The sequence below is a fragment of the Paenibacillus sp. JT31N7 genome (assembly GCF_059692095.1).
The window spans coordinates 20876-39512 of record NZ_JCAUAT010000002.1 but is presented as its reverse complement, the minus strand read 5'-3'; the positions used below and the strand labels follow the sequence as shown (position 1 = coordinate 39512).

General features: G+C 57.8%; 19 protein-coding genes. 12 read left to right on the top strand and 7 right to left on the bottom strand.

Translation table 11 applies throughout. The features are described 5' to 3' along the window. The first annotated feature begins 20 nt into the window (after positions 1 to 20). Both AC58P5_RS10345 and AC58P5_RS10340 read left to right on the top strand, forming a co-directional pair. Complete coding sequence (locus AC58P5_RS10345; protein ID WP_497386095.1) at positions 21 to 1469, top strand: metallophosphoesterase family protein; 1449 nt, start codon at positions 21 to 23, stop codon at positions 1467 to 1469. Further along, positions 1466 to 4828, top strand: a complete 3363-nt coding sequence (locus AC58P5_RS10340; protein WP_497386093.1) for an AAA family ATPase — start codon at positions 1466 to 1468, stop codon at positions 4826 to 4828. Before AC58P5_RS10345 ends, AC58P5_RS10340 begins: the two co-directional genes overlap by 4 nt. A 172-nt stretch (positions 4829 to 5000) precedes the next feature. On the opposite strand, the gene AC58P5_RS10335 is transcribed toward AC58P5_RS10340, so the two are convergent. The 4 genes from AC58P5_RS10335 to fba all read right to left on the bottom strand — a co-directional run bounded on the left by AC58P5_RS10335 (position 5001) and on the right by fba (position 8493). Continuing rightward, a complete protein-coding gene (locus AC58P5_RS10335) occupies positions 5001 to 5534 on the bottom strand; it encodes a Ger(x)C family spore germination C-terminal domain-containing protein (protein WP_497386091.1) in 534 nt (177 codons plus the stop codon). After that, a complete protein-coding gene (locus tag AC58P5_RS10330) occupies positions 5518 to 6273 on the bottom strand; it encodes a spore germination protein (protein ID WP_497386089.1) in 756 nt (251 codons plus the stop codon). The genes AC58P5_RS10335 and AC58P5_RS10330 overlap by 17 nt, the downstream gene beginning before the upstream one ends. Before the next feature lie 395 nt (positions 6274 to 6668). Continuing rightward, positions 6669 to 7598, bottom strand: coding sequence for a 1-phosphofructokinase (gene pfkB, locus AC58P5_RS10325; RefSeq protein ID WP_497386087.1), 930 nt, complete (start codon positions 7596 to 7598; stop codon positions 6669 to 6671). 25 nt (positions 7599 to 7623) lie between these two features. Continuing rightward, positions 7624 to 8493, bottom strand: coding sequence for a class II fructose-1,6-bisphosphate aldolase (fba, locus tag AC58P5_RS10320; RefSeq protein WP_497386085.1), 870 nt, complete (start codon positions 8491 to 8493; stop codon positions 7624 to 7626). Between the two features lie 91 nt (positions 8494 to 8584). Here fba and AC58P5_RS10315 point away from each other — a divergent pair, with 91 nt between their 5' ends. From AC58P5_RS10315 to AC58P5_RS10295, 5 genes are all read left to right on the top strand, one after another. Continuing rightward, positions 8585 to 9643: an SIS domain-containing protein gene (locus AC58P5_RS10315; RefSeq protein ID WP_497386083.1), complete on the top strand. Its 1059-nt coding sequence runs from the start codon at positions 8585 to 8587 to the stop codon at positions 9641 to 9643. A gap of 24 nt (positions 9644 to 9667) precedes the next feature. Then, complete coding sequence (locus AC58P5_RS10310; protein WP_497386082.1) at positions 9668 to 10456, top strand: DeoR/GlpR family DNA-binding transcription regulator; 789 nt, start codon at positions 9668 to 9670, stop codon at positions 10454 to 10456. A gap of 18 nt (positions 10457 to 10474) precedes the next feature. Next, positions 10475 to 11449 carry an ROK family protein gene (locus AC58P5_RS10305; protein ID WP_497386081.1) on the top strand — a complete coding sequence of 325 codons (975 nt, stop codon included), beginning with the start codon at positions 10475 to 10477 and terminating at the stop codon, positions 11447 to 11449. Between the two features lie 198 nt (positions 11450 to 11647). Next, entirely contained in the window at positions 11648 to 12166 is a 519-nt protein-coding gene (locus AC58P5_RS10300; RefSeq protein ID WP_497386080.1) for a hypothetical protein, read from the top strand. A 120-nt stretch (positions 12167 to 12286) separates the two neighbouring features. Continuing rightward, positions 12287 to 12616: a hypothetical protein gene (locus AC58P5_RS10295; RefSeq protein WP_497386079.1), complete on the top strand. Its 330-nt coding sequence runs from the start codon at positions 12287 to 12289 to the stop codon at positions 12614 to 12616. Here AC58P5_RS10295 and AC58P5_RS10290 read toward each other — a convergent pair. Beyond that, positions 12554 to 13594: a YkvI family membrane protein gene (locus tag AC58P5_RS10290; protein WP_497386078.1), complete on the bottom strand. Its 1041-nt coding sequence runs from the start codon at positions 13592 to 13594 to the stop codon at positions 12554 to 12556. The genes AC58P5_RS10295 and AC58P5_RS10290 overlap by 63 nt on opposite strands. 109 nt (positions 13595 to 13703) lie before the next feature. On the opposite strand from AC58P5_RS10290, the gene AC58P5_RS10285 reads away from it, so the two are divergent. Further along, positions 13704 to 14315, top strand: a complete 612-nt coding sequence (locus AC58P5_RS10285) for a DedA family protein (protein ID WP_497386077.1) — start codon at positions 13704 to 13706, stop codon at positions 14313 to 14315. A gap of 50 nt (positions 14316 to 14365) precedes the next feature. Here AC58P5_RS10285 and AC58P5_RS10280 read toward each other — a convergent pair whose 3' ends face one another. Further along, positions 14366 to 15022, bottom strand: coding sequence for a hypothetical protein (locus AC58P5_RS10280; protein ID WP_497386076.1), 657 nt, complete (start codon positions 15020 to 15022; stop codon positions 14366 to 14368). A 343-nt stretch (positions 15023 to 15365) separates the two neighbouring features. Here AC58P5_RS10280 and AC58P5_RS10275 point away from each other — a divergent pair, with 343 nt between their 5' ends. Both AC58P5_RS10275 and AC58P5_RS10270 read left to right on the top strand, forming a co-directional pair. Next, positions 15366 to 15938: a xanthine phosphoribosyltransferase gene (locus tag AC58P5_RS10275; protein WP_497386075.1), complete on the top strand. Its 573-nt coding sequence runs from the start codon at positions 15366 to 15368 to the stop codon at positions 15936 to 15938. Between the two features lie 99 nt (positions 15939 to 16037). Next, positions 16038 to 16364 (top strand): hypothetical protein, encoded by a 327-nt coding sequence (locus tag AC58P5_RS10270; protein WP_103997667.1) that lies wholly within the window; start codon positions 16038 to 16040, stop codon positions 16362 to 16364. A gap of 57 nt (positions 16365 to 16421) precedes the next feature. Here AC58P5_RS10270 and AC58P5_RS10265 read toward each other — a convergent pair whose 3' ends face one another. After that, the gene (locus tag AC58P5_RS10265) at positions 16422 to 16733 is read right to left on the bottom strand and encodes a hypothetical protein (RefSeq protein WP_009674764.1); all 312 of its coding nucleotides are present in this window, start codon (positions 16731 to 16733) and stop codon (positions 16422 to 16424) included. A 288-nt stretch (positions 16734 to 17021) separates the two neighbouring features. Between AC58P5_RS10265 and AC58P5_RS10260 the strand changes: the two genes are divergently transcribed. Beyond that, the gene (locus AC58P5_RS10260; protein ID WP_497386074.1) at positions 17022 to 17270 is read left to right on the top strand and encodes a hypothetical protein; all 249 of its coding nucleotides are present in this window, start codon (positions 17022 to 17024) and stop codon (positions 17268 to 17270) included. 4 nt (positions 17271 to 17274) lie between these two features. Then, positions 17275 to 18213 carry an adenosylcobinamide amidohydrolase gene (locus AC58P5_RS10255; protein WP_497386073.1) on the top strand — a complete coding sequence of 313 codons (939 nt, stop codon included), beginning with the start codon at positions 17275 to 17277 and terminating at the stop codon, positions 18211 to 18213. The last annotated feature ends 424 nt before the right edge of the window (positions 18214 to 18637 follow it).

Genomic DNA, 18637 nt, shown 5'->3' with positions numbered 1-18637 from the left:
CAAACGAAGGAGATGTGCGCATGAAGGCATTGAAATTTCTCCATGCCGCCGACCTTCACCTCGACAGCCCGTTCAAAGGGATGAACTCGGTTCCCGAGCGGATCCGAGATGTGATCCGGGAATCGACCTTCGGAGCGTTAAGCCGGCTCGTCCGGCTGGCGGTCCGGGAGAAGGTCGATTTCGTTGTTTTCAGCGGCGATATCTACGACGCCGGCGACCGTTCGCTCCGGGCTCAGCTGCGCTTCCGCAGCGCCCTTGCCGAGCTGGACCGGGCGGGAATCCCCGCCCTGGTTATCCACGGTAATCACGATCCGCTGGACGGACGTGAGGCGGCTCTGGAATGGCCGGCGGGAGCACATGTGTTTCCGGCGGACAAGGTCGGGACCGTTCGGATCGTGAAGGGAAACCGGGGGCTTATCGCCGAAGTTCACGGCATATCGTACGCATCCGCGGCCGTAACGGAAAACCTTGCCCTGCGTTTCCGGGGCGGGGACGCTTCGGTTTTCCAAGTGGCTCTGCTTCATACGAATGTCGACGGACACCCGGGATACGACAACTATGCACCTTGCACTAAATCGGATCTTACGGGGCGGGGAATCGACTACTGGGCTCTGGGCCACATACATACAAGAGAAATCGTCATGGATGAGAAGCCCGCCGTCGTATACCCCGGCAATATACAGGGCAGGAGCATACGGGAATGCGGCCCGCGAGGGTGCTATATCGTGACCGTGGGTGAGAACGGGAGTCCTGTTCTGGATTTTCACGCCCTAGACGGGGTGCGCTGGCAGCAGGAATCCCTGTCCATCGCCGGCATCGGCACGGAACAGGAACTGCAGGAAAGCCTGCAGGATCTGCTGGTCCGATTAAGGGAGAAGGCCGAAGGAAGGCCGACCGTCGCCCGGGTCATCCTGGAAGGCCGAGGACCGCTTCACTTGAAGCTGCAGACGGGGAGTACCCTTTCCGACCTGCTCCGTGAACTTCGCGAGAGCGAGCTTCTGGCTCTGGCGGGACGCTCTGCAGCCGGTTACGGCAGGGACGGTATCCGAGCGGACACCGAACATACGGAAGCTCCGCACCGGGCAGCCGACAGTAAAGAAGAGGGAAGAGGCTCTTACCTGGCGGCGTCCCCCACTGGTGGCGCCTTCCGCAGTGCGGGGGCGGACGTTCCGTTCGTCTGGATCGAATCCATCGAAGCAAGGACCGGGCAGGATATCGATTTTGAGCTGCTTCTACGGGAGGAAAGCTTCATAGGCGATCTCCTCCGGCTGGCGGAAGAACTGGCGGCGGATGAAGGGAAGCTGCGAGAATTCGCGGGTGAAGCGCTCGGTTCCCTCCTTGCCCAGAACGGAGCTTCCAGGCTGTTTGGAGGAGCGGACGGGCTTCTCGAAGACACAGGGGATTGGCTGGAAGCGGCGCGCGAACTCGCCGTTGATCAGCTGATGCCGGACGGGAGGAAGGCCAAATGATCATCCGCGAAATAAGAGTCCGCGGGTTCGGCTCCCTGCACAACCGGACATACCGGTTCGAATCGCCCGTTACCGTGCTGTACGGGCCCAATGAGGCGGGCAAAAGCACCCTGCTCGGTTTTATCCGTGCCGTTCTGTTCGGGTTCCCGACGCGGGCACAGGCCGCCGACAGGTATGAACCCGACGGCGGGGGATCGCATGGCGGCGCGCTGCTGCTGGAGGACAAGCAGGGCCGGACCGTCCTGATCGAACGATACGCGGATCACGGCGGTCCCGGACGATCGCCTGCAGCCGGTTCCGTCAAAGTAACGCCCGAAGGAGGCGCGGAAGGCGGCGAAGAATTGCTGCGTCAACTGCTCGGAGGGTTGTCCGCCGAGCTTTTCCGGAGCTTGTTCGCCTTCGGGCTGGGCGAGCTTCAGGAGCTGCGGACCCTGCAGGGGGACGACATCGGCGGCTACCTCTACGGAGCTGGCTTCGGCGTGAGCGGAAGCGCCGTAGTGGAAGCGGAGCGCAAACTAGCCGGCAGGGCGGATGCCTTGTTCAGGCCAAGGGGCCGGACCCAGGAGCTGAACCGCAGCATCCGGACGTACGAAGAACTCCGCTCCAGCCGGAATCGTTCCGCCGACGAAATCAGCCGGTACGAAGAAGCGACAGCGGAATGGACCGGGCTAGGGGACCGGCTGAACGAGCTGGATGTCGCACGGGCGGAGACGGCCGCCGAGCTGGAATGGACTCGGCGCTGCGTGAAGGCCTTCGAGCCGTGGCTGAAGCTGCGGCGTATTCAAGCCGAAATGGCGGAAATCCGGGAAATTCCCGGATTTCCGCTGCATGCCGCCGCGCGTTATGATGCCATCCGCCAGGAACAAGACGAATTCGAGAATGAGCGGCGTCAATACGAGGAAGAGAGCGCCGCGCTTCTGCGGGCAATCGATGCCCTTCCTGTCCGCGAAGAACGGCTCGAAGACGCGGCCGAGCTGGCTGCCCTCGAAGAAGAAGCGGGTTCGTACCGCACCGGACAGCTTGCGGCGGCCTCCGCGGAGACGGAGAGAACTCAGCTGAGCGAGGCGCTGACGGCTTTACTGAGGCAGCTCGACGAGCAGTGGACGCAGCAGGATCTGGCCGACTTTCCCGTATCGGTCGGAATGAAAGAGCATATCCGGGAAGCCCGCGATGCCTTTGGGAAATGGGACGGAGAAAGGGCGCTGCTCGACAGCGAGCTGAGCCGGGTATACGGCCGTCTGGAGGAGCAGCAGAGCGAGCTTGCCGAGCGGCAGCTGGAATGGAGCGAATGGCTGACGCTGTCGGGGCTCCGGGAAGATGCGCCGGGTGCGCGGACAGCCGCGGAATCGGGTCTGCTGCGCCGGTTATCTTCCGATTATGCGCAGTGGAGACTGCTGAAAAGCGAGGAAGAACAGAGAAATCGGCTCCGCGAGGAAGAACGCCGCAGACAGGAGGAATTCGGAGCTTGGTCGGACAAAAGGCGGAACGACTCCGAGCGTTCAAGAAGAAAGACCGCTTACGCGGCAGCGGCGATTGCGGTTCTTCTGCCCGCGGCGCTACTCTTAAGCGGTCAGACGGCAGCGGCAGCGGTCGTATTCGCCGTGCTGGCGGCCGGCGCGGCCTGGCTGATGTTCGGCCCGCCGGAGAGCGGCCGCGGAAACGGGCGCAGCCCGAGTCCCCTACCGCTGGACGCCCGGACGGAGGGGAGAGGGCGTGCCCGCCGAGGCAGACCGGCTTCATCCGCCGATTGGTCGCCCGCTGACGCACAACCGGGCGAAGCGGCCGGCGAGGATGTCCGGCTGGAGGCCGACAAGGCCGCTCTCCGGCAGCGGCTTCAGCAAAATCTGGCGCTTCTTCTTGGCGGCCGCGGAGCGGGAAGCCGTGAAGCGGCTGCCGCCCGCGCAGCCGGTGCGAACGGCTTTTTCGATGAAGACTCCGCTCCGGGACGCATGTCTCTGCCGTCTTGGCCGGAGACGCTGAGCTGGCTGGACGGGGAGCTGGAAAGCTGGCTCACCGGCACCGATTTGTGGGCGCAGCACCGCACCGAAATGGAGCGCCGCCGGGCCAAGCTTGAAGAGCTGAAGCAGAGCATCCAGTCGCTGGAGAAGCAGCAGGCGGCGGCGTCCGGCCGGATGCGTTCGCTGGAAGAGCGGGCGTCGGACGGACAGGAGCGCTGGAGCGCCTGGCTGCGCGAACGCAAGCTGAGGCCGCACCTGTCTCCCGAAGCGGCGCTGGATTCGCTGCAGCTGATCGCCCGCGGGCACGACCTGCTGCAGCGCCTTGCCGGCTGCGAGGCGAAGCTCGCCGCCCTGCAGGACGCTGCAGCCGCGTTCGAAGCGCGGACGGTCCGGCTGCTGGGCGCCGCCGAAGCGGCCGACCCGCTGCTGGGGCTGAGGCGCCGCGCGGAGCGGTTTGCGGAGCAGCGGGAGCTTCTCGCAAGGCGCGAGCGCATGGCGGCCCAAGCCGCAGAGGCCCGGCGCCGGGAGACGGCTGCCGCGCAAAAGGCGCTACACGCCGCGGAGCGCCTGCAAGCGCTCCTGAGCGAGGCGCAGGCCGCCGGCGAAGAGGAGCTTCTCCGGCAGGCGGCCCTCCAGGAGCGTCGTGCCGGGCTCGCGGCCGAAGCGCGGCTCCTCTCCGGCGCGCTGGATGCGCATGCCGGCGTCGCGCGGCGGGAGCGGCTCGATGAGGCGCTGGCCGGTGCCGACGAAGGGAGCCTCGCTTCGCGCGAGGAGGAGCTGTCCGGCCGCCTGAGCGGCCTGGAGGCCGAGGCGAACCGCCTGCGCGACAGGCGCGGACGTCTGGCCGGCGAGCTGGAGAAGCTCGAAGGCGGGAGCGAGCGCGGTGATCTGCTCCAGCGCACCGAGGAGCAGCTCTCCGAGGTGCGTGAGCTGGGCGGCAAATACGCGGTGCTCGCGATGGCCGCCCTGCTCGTGAAGCGGACGCGCGAGCGCTGTGAACGCGAACGCCAGCCGGGCGTGCTCCGCCGGGCCTCGGCCTGCTTTGCGGCCATGACGGGCGGCCGGTTTACGCAGGTGGTCGCGCCGTTCGGGCAGCAGCGGCTTTATGCCGTCCGGTCGGACGGGCGCCAGGAGGATTCATCGAGACTGAGCCGCGGAACCGCGGAGCAGCTTTACTTGGCGATGAGATTTGCGCTCGTTGAAGAATTTACCGGTGGAGCTTCCCTGCCTCTCGTTTTTGACGATATATTCGTCAATTTCGATAAAGAGCGGATGGAAGGGGCGCTGCGGATTATCGCGCAGCTCGGCGGCAAGCGGCAGGTTCTGCTTTTTACTTGTCACGAGCATGTAAGAGACGCGGTGAAAGGGATTTCTCCCGCAGCAGGTGTGCTTAATGTTTAACGGACAGCAAAAGACCCTCCTAATTAAAGGCAGGGTCTTTTGTCTTTTTATTTTATATACCTGCAAGAAATAGGCTCTATTCTCTTTTGCCTTCGGGAGAAAGGACTTTGAGATGGATGCGGACCACAATTTCCAGTTTTTTTATTTGTTCCTCCCAGTTTGCCGTATCCTCTCATCCGGAATTGCTCGCCGATCCCGAGAATATCCAGGCCTTGTTCTCTGGTACTGTCCAGCAGTCGGGTGAAGTTTTTCTCCAGAGCCGGCTGCCTTCCTTTTCGACTTCATCCACATGACGGTACGGACTCTGTTCCTTGCTTTCCAGAATAGTGGCTTGAATGAAGTAGGTGAAGGTTACCCGTTTCCGGGATATCTCCATTTTTCTTCTGACTTCTTTAATTTGCAGAGCGTTGCGCTTCCCGGGATCGGCATGCAGAATGACTTCTTTTTCCTGCCGGTTTACGAGCACGTTAAACTCTCTGGACTCGATTCCGTTTAAGTGATAAACAAGCTTGTCTTTTCGCAGAAAGCTTTCCCCCACAAAGTTTAATTCCTTATTCTCATAGTTGAAGCGGTTAAGATGGATGCTGTGAAGAGGACTCATGACCGCTTTGTTTACCTGCCAGAGGCGGCTGGCGACAAAAGACGGCACAAACGCGTAGCCTTTGGTGGAAAAGTTGGTCAGTCCCCCGTTATCTTTCCGGAACATCGCTTTTCTCGTATAAGGGGAAGGGGGTCAGATTAGGGCCGCTTATATATTCCATTAATTCTTTCATTAACACGACGGAATCCGTCTGGATGCCTTCAATTTTGCTTTCGATTTCGTCTACCCACTCCTGCTGGGCGACATCGTTCAGATAGACGACGGCTGCGGTCGTTTTGAACCTTTCTCCGACTTCGTAATAATGAACGATCAGGTTGGGGTCCCGCATCCGTCTTCTCAGCAGTCCGAGGTTAACGTCGATGTCTTCGACGAACGATTCCTGCGGACCGAGGATCACCCGTTCGATTTTGGGAGGCTCGATGGCGCGGCCTTTTTGAAAAGGTACCGGAAACGAGATCGCGCTGTGCGGCAGCCGGTTATGCAGCAGAATGATGTCTCCCTGCAGCATGCGGTTCAAAGCATCCGACACTTTCCGGACATGGGTACCGGTCGGAAAGAGAGTCGGCCATTCTTCCGGCTGCGATTCCCACCGGCTTAGGCGGGGGGCGACGTCGTTTTGAAACAGGCTTTTGTCGATCGCGGTACTGATGTACATACAGCCGGAACTGCCGTTGTCCGTAAGAATCCACTGAAACTCGTCGGTCGGCAGCAAATCCTGGAAAAGCTGAATAACCGCATCCGTGTCGGCGGCAAGAGGTATGTCCCACTGGTCGGCGTTCAGGGTCGGCGCCGCCGGGAGCGACGGACGTCCGTAAGGTTTCCGGCTGTCGTTCTGGTCGGTCATAATGTCCCTCCACTCGTGCTCGAGCTTTAAGGTTAGACTTCCCAGATCAACGGAAAATTACCATGCGGAATCGGAATTGGAGGGGAGGGAGGGCCGCAGAGTGTAGTTTAGAAAAGGGCGGTTAGGCGGTGCTTTCGCATGTCTCCGTACGGCCTCCTTTCATTGGCGGGGCGAAAGAAGATGGAAAAAACAGGCCTGTTCTCCCGGTGCAGGAGAATACGCCTGTTTTATGAGTGCGCCGGTCCGGATGGTCCGGCGAGGAGTATGGAATGGGCAGCCGCCGTTTTTTTGCGCGGCCGTCCGCACAGTCGTCCGTATCGGCAGGCCGCAGCGGCAGACCACATCGGCAGGCTGCATCAACAGTTCGTATCAGCAGACCGTATCGCAGCCCCGTATCAGTAATCCGTTACTGTGACGGAACGGAAGATCCGCTCGACATCTTCGGTGGTGACGACCCCCGCCTGCATCTGCAGAGCGTTGGCGCTTCCGCATGCCGCGCCGAAGCGGAACACGTCGTCGTCGCTGCTTCCCCGGCGGAGAGCCGTAACCATGCCGGCCACCATCGCGTCGCCGCTGCCGACCGGGTTCACGGCCCGGATCGCCGGGATGGCGATCCGCCGCACGCGTCCGTTGCTGCCCGCAAGGGCTCCGCGCGCGCCGAGCGAGACGACGACGTGCCGGATTCCGCGCCGCATCAGCTCCCGGATGCAGGCGGCCAGCTCGTCGTCGGAAGAAGCGGGCCTGCCGAGCAGGCGCACGATTTCATGCTCATTGGGCTTAATGAGCAGGGGCACCGCTTCGAGCCCGGCAGCCAGAGCGTCGCCGCTCGCGTCAAGCACGGCCTCGGCGCCGGCTTCTCTTGCGAGCGTGATCAGCTCCGCATAAAGCGAGGGAGGGCAGCCGAGCGGGAGGCTGCCGGAGAAGCACACATGCGTGGACCTGGCCGCGAGCGCTTTCACCTTCTCCTTCAGGGACTGAAGGGAGCTTTCCGCGATGGCGGGTCCGGGCTCCAGCAGCTCCGTCTGCGTGCCGTTGTCCGCATCCAGGACGGTCAGGCAGAGGCGGGATTCCCCGGGGACTTCCGTGAAGTCATGGGGAATGCCTTCCGCGTCGAGTCCGCTGCGGATAAACTGTCCGTTGAAGCCGGCCACGAAGCCGGCGGCCGTGACGGGTTCGCCGAGGAGACGCGCCACCCTGGCGACATTGATTCCTTTGCCGCCGGGTACGGCGATCATGTCCGATACGCGGGATACCCGGTCCATTTCGAAGCTTTTTACGCGATAGGTTTTATCGATTGCCGCATTGAGGGTCACGGTGGTAATCATCCGGGTTCTCCTGTCCTGACTGAAATTATCTGAAATCTTTGGCGCGGCCGACACAGCCGGTAAGGCGCATTTTCGTCTGTGCCAGCTCTTTGACGGCCGCTTTGGCCGGAACCATATATTTGCGCGGGTCGTTTTCATCCGGATTGGCCTGGAAGACCTTCTTGATGGCATCGGAGAAAGCGATCCGCAGCTCCGTGGCGACATTCATTTTGGCCATGCCGAGCGATACGCAGCGTTTCACCTGCTCTTCCGGGATGCCGGAGCCGCCGTGCAGAACGAGGGGAAGGCTCACTTTGCTGAAGATTTCTTCCAGCTTGCCGAATGCGATTTTCGGTTCGCCCTTGTAAATGCCGTGAGCGGTTCCGATGGCCGGGGCAAGCGTCGGCACGCCGGTAAGCTCCACGAAGCGGACGCATTCGTCGGGATCGGCGAGGAGCGCATCCTCGTCGGCTACGACGATATCGTCTTCGACGCCGCCGACCTTGCCGAGCTCCGCTTCCACGTTCACGCCGGCCGCCCGTGCGACTTTCACGACTTCCTGCGTCTGCCGCACGTTTTCTTCGAATGGATGCATGGAAGCGTCAATCATGACCGATGTATAGCCTTCCCGGATGCATTGTACGATAAGCTCATAATCCGTGCAATGATCGAGATGAAGCGCGATCGGGACGGAAGACCGTTTGGCGGCAGCTGCTGCGGCCGCAACGATATAGTCGGGGCCCAGGTGTTTCACCGTGCCGACCGTGGTTTGCAGAATCAGCGGAGCCTGAAGCTCCTCGGCCGCTTCGACGACGGCCTGCAGCATTTCCAGCGTGTGCACGTTAAAGGCCGTAATGCCGTAACCGTTTTGACGGGCCGTTTGAAGCAGATGCGTAGAAGAAATCAAATGAGCCATTTTGAAAAACCCCTTCGTATAAAATGATTGAAACGATCAAAATAATGATTTATAATGTCATTAAGTTGATTATAAGGGAGGAAATTAGAAGATGTCAAACGTTCAAGGCCAATTAACGTATACCGAAATCAGTGCCCAGTCCGCCGCTCTGCAGGCCGCATGGGATCAGCTTCAGAAGCAGTCCGACTGGGTGAACCGTTATATAGGAAACGATCAATACGAGGAAGTCGTTTTTATCGGATCGGGCTCTTCCTACTACCAGTCGATCACGATGGCGGCGACGTTCCGCAAATGGACCGGACGAAGCGCATCTGCGCAGCCTTCCTCCGATATTTTCCTGCTGCGCGACGCCACACTCCCGAGAGGGAAGAAGCTTCTGATTGTAGGCGTGTCGCGTTCGGGAGAATCCCACGAGGTGCTTCTTGCGCTTGATTCCGTCAAAAATGCTTCTCATATCGATACGTGCGGCATCACCTGCCACGAGACGAGTAAATTGTTCGGGATGACGGAATGCCTGCTTTCTCCGCTCGGCAAAGAGAAGAGCACGGTAATGAGCAAATCGCTCAGCTCCATGACCTTTATGATGCAGGCCGCAATCGCAATGGCGGCGGGCGGCGAGGCATACTTACAAGAGCTTAAAACTGTGTTAGAATTAGACGAAGAACTGGTCAAAGCCTCGGATACGAGCATCAAAGAATGGGTGTCGGCGCACAACTTCAACAAAACGGTCTATCTCGGACTCGGCGCACTCGGAGGCTTGGCGCTGGAAGCCTGCCTCAAGCTGAAGGAAATGACGTATACGTGGACGGAAGCGTACGGTACGCTCGAGTTCAGACACGGTCCCAAATCCATCGTAGACTCGGGTACGCTTGTCTGCTTTCTGCTTTCGCAGTCCGCTCGCGATTATGAGCTGAAGGTAGCCAGGGAGCTGAAGGAATACGGAGCGACGATCCTGCTTCTGACCGCAGAGCGCGGAGAAGACACGGATTTTGCGGATCTGGTTCTGGAACTCGGCGGAGCCGCGATCAGCGATGAAGCGCGAAGCGTATTGTATTTACCCGCTGTCCAGTACAACGGCTATTATAATGCGATGAAGCGCGGGCTGAATCCGGACGATCCGCGCAACCTGACCCAGTTCGTCGAAATTTAACCTTGTGACGGAGTGACAGTTGAAATGAATGACACGACTCCTTCCAAAGGAGATCTCAGGCGCCAGCAGATTATGACGATCCTCAAGCAGCAGGGGCGCATTACCATTGGGGAGATCATCGAGCATTTTCAATGTTCGGAAGCGACGGCCAGACGCGACTTGGACCTTTTGGACAAAAAAGGCGAGGTTGTCCGCACCATCGGCGGAGCCTTGTTCGAAGGCCTCGCGGCTGTCCGCGAAACCTCGTTCGCCGAGAAGAAGCAGCAGCTCTGGCTGGAGAAAGAAGCGATTGCCCGCAGGGCGGCCGGCCTTATCGAAGAAGGGGACAGCGTCTGCCTGACCGGCGGCACCACAACCTTTCTTATCGCCCGCGAGCTGAAGCAGCGCCAGGGAATTACGGTCGTGACCAATGCCGTTAATATCGCGATGGAACTGGCCGACAGCGAAGGTCTGCAAGTCGTCGTCGTCGGCGGCGTCATGCGCAGCAAAAGCTTCGAGCTCAGCGGGCCGCTGGCCGAGAAGACGATCGAGCATCTCAACATCGAGAAGCTCTTTCTCGGAGTGGACGGCGTTTCCGCGGACAAAGGCATCACGACGTTTTCCGAGCTTGAAGCCCAAACCGCCCGTCTGTTGATGAGCCGCACCCAGCATACGATAGCAGTGTTTGACCATACCAAGGTGGGGAAAGCCTCCTTGTTCTCCATAGCTCCGCTTGCGGACGTAAACGTGTGTGTGACAGACGCGAGGTTGGAACCCGACATGGAGAAGGTTCTTGAGCAGCACGGCATTACCACTATGTATGCGAACGCATAAGGGAAAGGACGGACGGGAATGAGCTTTTTCGTCGGCGTGGATCTAGGAGGAACGAATATTGTATGCGGGTTGTTGGATGAGGAATTCAACGTCCTGGTCAAAAGCAAACAGCCTACGGAAGCGGCCCAAGGCAGCGACCATGTGCTGGAAAAGATTGCGGTTATGGTGGAAACGCTGCTCCAGGAGCAAAATATTGCGCCCGGGCAGCTGAAAGCGGTCGGAATCGGAACGCCGGGCTTTATCGATCCGGTTCGCGGTGTGTGCGTGTTTGCCAGCAACCTCCGCTGGAGCGAGGTGCCGGTATCCGACCAGCTCGGAGCAAGACTGGGCGTACCGGTCTTTATCGACAACGACGTCCGTATGTACGTGTACGGCGAAGCCATGAAGGGACCGGGCCGCGGGTACGAGCATGTGCTCGGGATTACGCTCGGGACCGGCATGTCGGCCGGACTGGTCAATAACGGCCAGCTGTATTACGGCGGCGGCTTTATGGCCGGGGAGATCGGACATATCCGAGTCGACGATGCGGAAACGACGCCTTGCGGCTGCGGACTCGTCGGCTGTCTCGAAACGGTCGCATCCGCGACGGGGATCGTCCGCCAGGTCAAGGAAGCGCTTGCGGCAGGCCGCGAGAGCATCCTGGGCCAGTGGTTCCCCGGAGAAGAAGCGGCTTCCATTACGGCGGCTGATGTTTCCCGCGCGTATGACGAAGGCGACCGGCTGGCGATCGAAGTCATGAACCATACGGGCAAGCTGCTGGGCCGCGGACTTTCGTATGCCGTAACCATGTACAGCCCGGACGCGCTGATAATCGGCGGCGGAGCATCTCTGGCCGGCGAGCGGCTGTTCAAGCCTATGCGGGAAGAATTGCAGAAGTCCGTTTACAAAGGATATTGGGAACGCCTCACCATCCACCCCGGTACCCTTATCGACGACGGCGGTGTAATCGGCAGCGCGGCATTTGCCGCAAACCGTGCGGCCGGGATCGTATAAGCCTTTTTTCGGAGCTTTTCGAGGCTTATCTAGGTATAAAGTCATTATTTTTGCATGTAAAAAACAGGAAAGACCTTTCCCTATGTCGAATAGGACGGAAAGGTCTTTTTTTTGGCTGAAGCACAACTTGTCCGTCGTAACAGTCGTCTAATAGAAGACTGGGGACAAGAGGTTCTAAGGAACTGGGGGGACAGACATTTGTCTGAGAAAAAACCGGCAAAACCCGGAGACCGGGAAATTACCTATCAAGTCGGGCGCCGCAAAGGCCGTATCCGTACTGGAAAAGCGAAAACCTCCGCGCAGGACGAGAAGATTCCGGCGCCGAAGCGTGAGCCTGATAAATCGCCAAAATCCGCATCCGAACGCGAAAAAGCGAAGAAAGCGGCCGAACGTGGGCACTCCCGAACCGAACAGGTTGAAGGGATGGAGGCCGCAGAAGCGTCTGAGTCTATAGAACATGCGTACAATCCTTCCCCTGCGGCTGCTTCGAACGAAAGCAAGAATCGGCCACCGGACCCGGCAGACCCTGCGGTTCGGACGAACCCGGAAGAGAAAGTGACACCCGCTTCCGGGGAGAACAGCCGCCTTATGGAGCTGCTGTGGCGGTCAACTCCGCTGCCCGGTTGGCAGGCGGCGAAAATGATAACCTGGGTTCTGCCTGCCGCGGCAGCGGCGTGTACCCTATGGGTCGTGTCCAGGCTCTTAACATTCGGCTGACAGCCTTGCGCAAGGGAGAGGATTACAATTCAACTGTTTACTATTCTGGCCGTTTTTACAGCCTTTTTCGGACTTCTTGTAACCGCCGCTTCCGCTTATACCGCCTGGATCCTTCACCGGATGTGGAAACGGGATATGCGGGGCGCTGCGCCCGAACAGCATGCGGCAAAATTTTTGCAGCGGATTACTCCGCTTGATTATGCGCAGTTTGCTCTCATGGCGATCGGAATCATCATGCTTCTTGCCGATCTTGTTGCGGTGCTGCGCGATGCGAAAGCTTTTCCCGATTATCACATCGGTTATTTGCTCTGCGGATTTTTATTCGTATTTCTCGGTATGCTGATGAGCTTCAACCGGCTGCTTCTGACCGTCCGGGCTTGGCGTTCCTCAAGCGGTGCGGTTTTTCCACATCATCACGGCCAGCCACACCGAGCTGACAAGGCCGAATGACGGATAAAGCGCCGACAGAAGCGGCTTAAATCCGATCAAGCTGACGATATAACTGAGCGCGATAAGCAGGAGAAGAACGGTCCTGCGGCCGAGGCCCGTCCGCTGTTGCAGCTGAAGGGTCAGCCCATAGGTATTGGAAAGATAGGTCGTAAAGATTTCCCCATAGATGACAAGCAGATACACGAAAGGGATGACGGTTCCCATCCCGTCCATAATCCGGGCCATCGGAATGCCGAACTGGCGGATTCCCGGCATCTGTGCGCTCAGCGCATAGTGTGCGGCGAACAGCAGAAGACCGATCCCGACGCCTCCGAGCAGAGCGCCTCTGAAGAGCACGCGCCGGTCTTTGATCTGGGCGCCGAGCGGAACGAGCACCGCTTGGGCGGTGGCCAGATTGAAGCCGACGTAGAGCAGGGGCGCGGTCCAGACGCTGAGCGGCGTATGGTCGGTACCGAGGGTCAGCCATGCCTGCGAAGTGGGAAGCTTATTCGTGTAAAGCACCAGAATAAGACTGAACGTGGCCATAACTGGCACGACGACGGTGTTCACCGCCATAATCGCTCCGATGCCGCGTGTAATCACGGCATAGGACAGGACAGCGGTGACGAGCAGTCCGCTCTGGAAGGGCAGGGACAAGTGCTCGGAGAAAACCGTTCCTCCGCCGGCCAGCATGACCGATGAAATGCCGAAAAGAACGAACAAAGTGAACAGCGAGATCCATCTGCCGATTTTCGGGCCGAATAAAGCGATATTCAAATCTTCGTACGACTCCGCCCGGACATCGTGCGCCATGAGCATCATTTTGATGCCGAGCCATACAAACAAGACGCTCGCGAGCGCGATGGTTAAGGAAGCCGCCGCGCCGTAGCGGGTAAAAAACTGCAGGATCTCCTGACCCGACGCAAAGCCCGCTCCCACGACCGTCCCGACATACGTAAAAGCAACCTGTGCGGTTTGCGTCCATGTTTTAGAAGCCATTGTTCTCACCCTTCACGTTTCGTACTAGTACAAGGTATGTTTCGGACCGGACGGGCATGACAGCAACATAAGAAACGCGCAGGAACAACCCCGTTAGGAGTGTTATGTAGTGAAAGAAACGATCTTTGAGCTGATTTCCAATTACGGGTATACGGCCCTTTACGCTTTGCTTGCCGCCGGCATTGTCGGCCTGCCGATCCCCGACGAGACGCTGATGACGTTTGTCGGCTCGCTCACGATGGACACCGGTCCGTTAAATTTTACGCATTCGCTTATCGTCTCCTATCTGGGAACGATGACGGGGATGCTGATTTCTTATACGGTCGGACTTCGACTCGGCAAGCCCTTCCTTTACAAAATAGGAAGGTGGGTCCGGATTAAACAGGAGCGCATCACCCGCACGGAGCTGTGGTTTCAGAAATACGGCATGTGGGCGGTATTTTTCGGCTATTTCGTACCGGGACTCAGACATTTCACCTGTTATCTGGCCGGAGTCAGCGGGATTTCCCTCTGGCGCTACCTGCTTTTTGCCGGATCGGGCGCCCTGCTGTGGTGCTGTACGTTTCTTTCGCTCGGACATTTTATCGGGGCCAATTTTGAAGCGGTTCTGCACGGTTTTCACACTTACCTCGGCATCTGCATCATGTGGCTCGCCATTGCCGCTGCGGTCGGTTTTCTTATTTTTTATCTGATCCGCAGAAAAAGAAAAAAGAACAGTTAAAAACCCGCAAGCCCTAGGGCTGCGGGTTTTTAACTGTTCTTACGCCGGCGTTAGCTGGCCGGGAACAATTTGATGGATTGAATCGTCTGATTGTCGGGATCAAGGTCCAGCTTCAATACGGTATTCTGGGCTTTATAGGTCAGCACGTAATCCGTACGGTTGTTCGGCTTGCCCAGAACGTCCGCGGCGTCATTGGCGGTTTGTCCGAGACGGAGCCCGCCAAGACCGGGGTCGATATCGGCCGATTGGATCTGGACGAATTCGAGACGGTCGAACACGTTGAATCCGACGGAAAAGGAGCCGTATTCAAATACCGTGACGGACTGGGGATCCTCGTCCATGACGAACATGTTCTTCGCTTTTCCGAAGAGGTTCAGCACCTCATCTTTAGGGGTTCCCAGCGTGACGCCCATCAAGGTCGGATTGTTCACCCGGTACGTGTTTTCCGGAGTAACCACGGGCTTAGGTTTGACCGGCCCTTCCGTATTTTCGGTGGAAGAAACGGCGGCCGAACGATCGGGAGCCGGTGTCTTCCCGGCTGCACCGGAAGGCGAAGGCTGCGCGTTTCCGTTAGGTTCTGCCTGTTTTGCGGAGGGACCGGCAGGTTCTTTCCCCCAAAACGTATGTACAGCTTCACAGCCTGCCGCCGCCGGCAGAACGGAGATCAGAAGACCGATCATCGCTGCTCTGCGGAGTTTGTTCTTCATTGCAATCGTTCCTTTCTTCTGCCGCTCCGGTTTCGGACGCGAAGCGACATTTCTTATCATAAGCCCTGAGGACGATTCGTTCAAATTTCATATTAGCCTGGATGGGGTGAAATTGAAGGCAGGCGTTACTTCAAGCGGCCCTGTAATCTGCCGCGCACGTGTTAAGCCGCCTTTTCTTGCTTTGCCGCCGGCAAGGAGGGCAGCATTAAATGCCTATTATTTATACAGACTGCTAAAAGGGCCGAAAAGTTCCGGGAGAAAGGGCCTAAGGCGTAAAATGGGACTTGAAACCTATGTTTGGCTTGTGGTACGTTAACACATATTCAAAGGTGGAGGAGAAGCTATGGAACTGTTGAAACAACGTATCTTAGAAGCCGGAAGCGTCGTTTCCGACCAAGTCGTTAAATTGGATGCCATCTTGAATCATCAAGTTGACCCTGCTTTGATTATGGAAATGGGCAGGGAATTCGCCCGGCGTTTTGTAGAAAGCTCACCTACTAAAGTGCTGACTGTCGAATCGTCCGGAATTCCACTCTCTTTTGCCGTCGCAAGCGAGCTGGGCGTTCCGTTTATTTTTGCCAGACGTAAAAAGTCGGTGACTATGGACGAGGATACGTATTGTGAACGTGTACCGTCCTTCACCAAAGGAATCGTGACGGATATTATGGTTTCCTCCCAATATATAACCGCAAACGACCGGATTTTAATCATAGACGACATTATCGCCAACGGCGACGCGGCCAGAGGTCTGATCCGGATTGTCGAACGCGCGGGAGCCGAACTGGTCGGAGTCGGGATCGCCGTAGAGAAGGCGTTTCAAGCCGGAGGCCGCGCGATCCGGGAGCAGGGGATCCGCACGGAGTCCCTCGTGACGATAACTTCCCTCGAACAAGGACACATTGTATTCGCCGATTGACCGTTATTTTATGAAAACATTTTCATTCTGCTTCAATGCTTTCCTGGACGGGGTAAATTCGATATAATAGAGGAAGGTAACTGGAGAGGAGGGATCGCTATGGGAAACGAGCAAATTCCAGCCGAATATTTGCTGGAGAAGCTGTCCGAAGCGAAGAACCATTTCGAACGCGCCCTAGACTGCAAACACACCGAGTTTGATGATTTGTACCCGTATATGATAGAACACCCTCAATTTTTCTGGTATAAACGATATGTGGCATGGTCTGAACTTCTTACGGTGGTCAAATTCTTCATGGAACTTTCCGTTCCATGGGAGTCCCAGTTTACGGTTCAGCAGGTCGATTATATCAAGAAACGCGTCATGTCGAGCAAAGTGCTGGATTGCTGGTTTGAAAATACGGATTCCAAAGAACACGTCGGCTGAACGTATTCCTAATAAGCAAAAAGACCTGCCGGGCATGCCCGGCAGGTCTTTTTTTGTTCAATTCAGAACATTCATTTCTTCGATATGTTTGCGTGTCTCTTCCGTTCCCAGATTGTAAAGCGTCTGGTAAATCTGCTTGAGGTCATAATCGTAGGCGTCGTTTTCTTTGTCCTTGTGATATTCCTTAAAAGGCAGGAGAGCACGGAAATGCGTCTGCTCGTCCGATTCGTCTATAACCTCGAAAAGCTCGGCCAGTTTGTCGATTTCCTCATCGGTTGCCTTAATTTCAAAATCGAAGTTGATTTCGTCCGCTTCGTCGACGATTTGTTTGGAACCTACGCTGACGTAAAATGTTTTTTTGCCGTCCATCGCTCTTCGCTCCCTTCGTGTAAGCCTGACCGCAGGTTTTACCTTTTGCTCTTAAAAGGATTGCCCAACTAGCCGGCTTCTAAAACTCCCGCAGTCCGCAGATTTTATTACCCGGTGCCCGAAAAAAATGAATCAGCCGGTTCCGTCCGCTCATCGGACTCTCTTGGCTTGCCGCCGTGTTTTGTGTATGCTAGTAGGGATGCCGGTTTTGCCTTGCGGGCAAGCGGGCCGAAGAACCAATAGATACAATTGCCCAGGAAATGTTTTGGAGCAAAAGGAGGGCTTGTCATGATCAGCGACGAGCAGTTAGACCAATACCGGATTGAGGGCACCCTGCTCAGAATCGTCAGGGATGCGGATCCGCGCAACGATATAAGAGGCTATGTGGTGGCATGGAACGAGTCGTCCGTCGCTATTCGTAAACGCAGCCGGAAACTGGTGCAACTGGATAGAAAGTACGTTTATCAGCCTTATACGGACAGCCGTCCCGCCGAATATATGCTGCCAAGGGAAAATAGCGAGGATGAGGAGGCCTGATTCATTGAACGCTCAAGAAACGCTCATTCGGACGGTAAGCCGCCCGGCTGCAGGAATTACCGCAGGCGTGAACGAAGGCGCGGAGGGAAGCTATCTGCTGCTGGAAGCTCTGTCGCCTCTGAGGACGTTAAGCTCGGCGCCGTGGGGCGGCGGTTTCGGCTATCACCGTACAATCGTCAACCGGAGGGTGGACAAAACGTATTCCTGCGGAGATCCGGTGACGGAAATGAACGAGTTCCTGGGGACGGTCGGTCTGAACAGGGAGGAAACCGCCTGCCTCCTGACCTCCGTACATATGAGCGGCCTCGGCGAAAGCCATCTTCGAATGGACGATCCCGCTCCCGTGACGGTAAAAGCCGATCAAACTGGGTTCGGTTCTCTCCATACGTCCGACGGTAAGCCGGATGCTTCCGCCGAAGCCGGCCGGGCAGCGCAGCGCCTTTTCGGTACGTCTGACGTAAGGCTGGGCACCCATGTGAACGTGGGTGCCGACCGGGCAGCCGCCGCAGGCTCCGGTGCGGCGGAAGCCAAGGCCGCTGTCGCGGCGGATACCGGAATAGCCGTCAGTGCCTGGGTCACCGTCGGCTATTCCAATATGGCGCGAGCCGGACGCGGGCTTCCGGCTTCGGCGCTTTTCCCCGGCACGATTAATATTATCGTGGCCGTAGAGGGCGAGTTGACCGACGAGGCCATGGTCAACGCCGTGATTACCGCCACCGAAGCTAAGGCGGCGGCTTTGCAGGACCTCGGCGTAGCGCTGGAAGACGGCAGCGGGGCGACGGGCACGACGACGGACGCCGTGCTGATCGCCTCCACGCAGAGAGGCCGGCTCCACCGCTACGCGGGAACGGCCACTTACCTCGGCTATATGATCGGCCGGTCCGTTTATGAAGCGGCCATGCAGTCCGGCCTCGCTTACAAGAAGGCCATGGCGCTCTCATAAGGAGAGACGCAGTCGCAAGCAGTTCACGGCTCACGGCTTGCGGCCCGGCGTCTCATAACGTTCTCGGCCGCAGCCCCATTCGCACTACACACAGCCCGCCTTCAGTGCGGCGGTTCGCCAATGCGAACGATACGTCTTTGCATAACAGCGCAGCGCATCCTTTCCATAGGATCGCGCTGTTTCTTTTTGTTCCTATCCTGTTAGAAAAAGCTTTGGAATAAGCATGAGGTAAGCCTAAATAAGCTAGAACTATTTGCGGGGAAGGCGCCGGGGATTTTATGAAACCCCGGAAGACTCCGGCCGTATCATGAAAAAGGAGAGGGGGAAGTGCCATGGAATGGAGTCTGGATATCCCGGTGCTGTTTCTGGCACTCGGGTTTACCTGCTGGTGGCTGGGCGAATGGATTTCGCTGACCCCTCTCAA

Excerpts from the sequence above, each read along its gene's own strand:
- AC58P5_RS10275 (WP_497386075.1), top strand. The coding sequence starts at position 15,366 with ATGGAACTGTTGAAACAACGTATCTTAGAAGCCGGAAGCGTCGTTTCC.
- AC58P5_RS10335 (WP_497386091.1), bottom strand. The coding sequence starts at position 5,534 with ATGTTCCGGAAAGATAACGGGGGACTGACCAACTTTTCCACCAAAGGC.
- AC58P5_RS10340 (WP_497386093.1), top strand. The coding sequence starts at position 1,466 with ATGATCATCCGCGAAATAAGAGTCCGCGGGTTCGGCTCCCTGCACAAC.
- AC58P5_RS10305 (WP_497386081.1), top strand. The coding sequence starts at position 10,475 with ATGAGCTTTTTCGTCGGCGTGGATCTAGGAGGAACGAATATTGTATGC.
- AC58P5_RS10295 (WP_497386079.1), top strand. The coding sequence starts at position 12,287 with ATGTGGAAACGGGATATGCGGGGCGCTGCGCCCGAACAGCATGCGGCA.
- AC58P5_RS10260 (WP_497386074.1), top strand. The coding sequence starts at position 17,022 with ATGATCAGCGACGAGCAGTTAGACCAATACCGGATTGAGGGCACCCTG.
- AC58P5_RS10280 (WP_497386076.1), bottom strand. The coding sequence starts at position 15,022 with ATGAAGAACAAACTCCGCAGAGCAGCGATGATCGGTCTTCTGATCTCC.
- fba (WP_497386085.1), bottom strand. The coding sequence starts at position 8,493 with ATGGCTCATTTGATTTCTTCTACGCATCTGCTTCAAACGGCCCGTCAA.
- AC58P5_RS10265 (WP_009674764.1), bottom strand. The coding sequence starts at position 16,733 with ATGGACGGCAAAAAAACATTTTACGTCAGCGTAGGTTCCAAACAAATC.
- pfkB (WP_497386087.1), bottom strand. The coding sequence starts at position 7,598 with ATGATTACCACCGTGACCCTCAATGCGGCAATCGATAAAACCTATCGC.
- AC58P5_RS10330 (WP_497386089.1), bottom strand. The coding sequence starts at position 6,273 with ATGACCGACCAGAACGACAGCCGGAAACCTTACGGACGTCCGTCGCTC.
- AC58P5_RS10270 (WP_103997667.1), top strand. The coding sequence starts at position 16,038 with ATGGGAAACGAGCAAATTCCAGCCGAATATTTGCTGGAGAAGCTGTCC.
- AC58P5_RS10345 (WP_497386095.1), top strand. The coding sequence starts at position 21 with ATGAAGGCATTGAAATTTCTCCATGCCGCCGACCTTCACCTCGACAGC.
- AC58P5_RS10310 (WP_497386082.1), top strand. The coding sequence starts at position 9,668 with ATGAATGACACGACTCCTTCCAAAGGAGATCTCAGGCGCCAGCAGATT.
- AC58P5_RS10290 (WP_497386078.1), bottom strand. The coding sequence starts at position 13,594 with ATGGCTTCTAAAACATGGACGCAAACCGCACAGGTTGCTTTTACGTAT.
- AC58P5_RS10315 (WP_497386083.1), top strand. The coding sequence starts at position 8,585 with ATGTCAAACGTTCAAGGCCAATTAACGTATACCGAAATCAGTGCCCAG.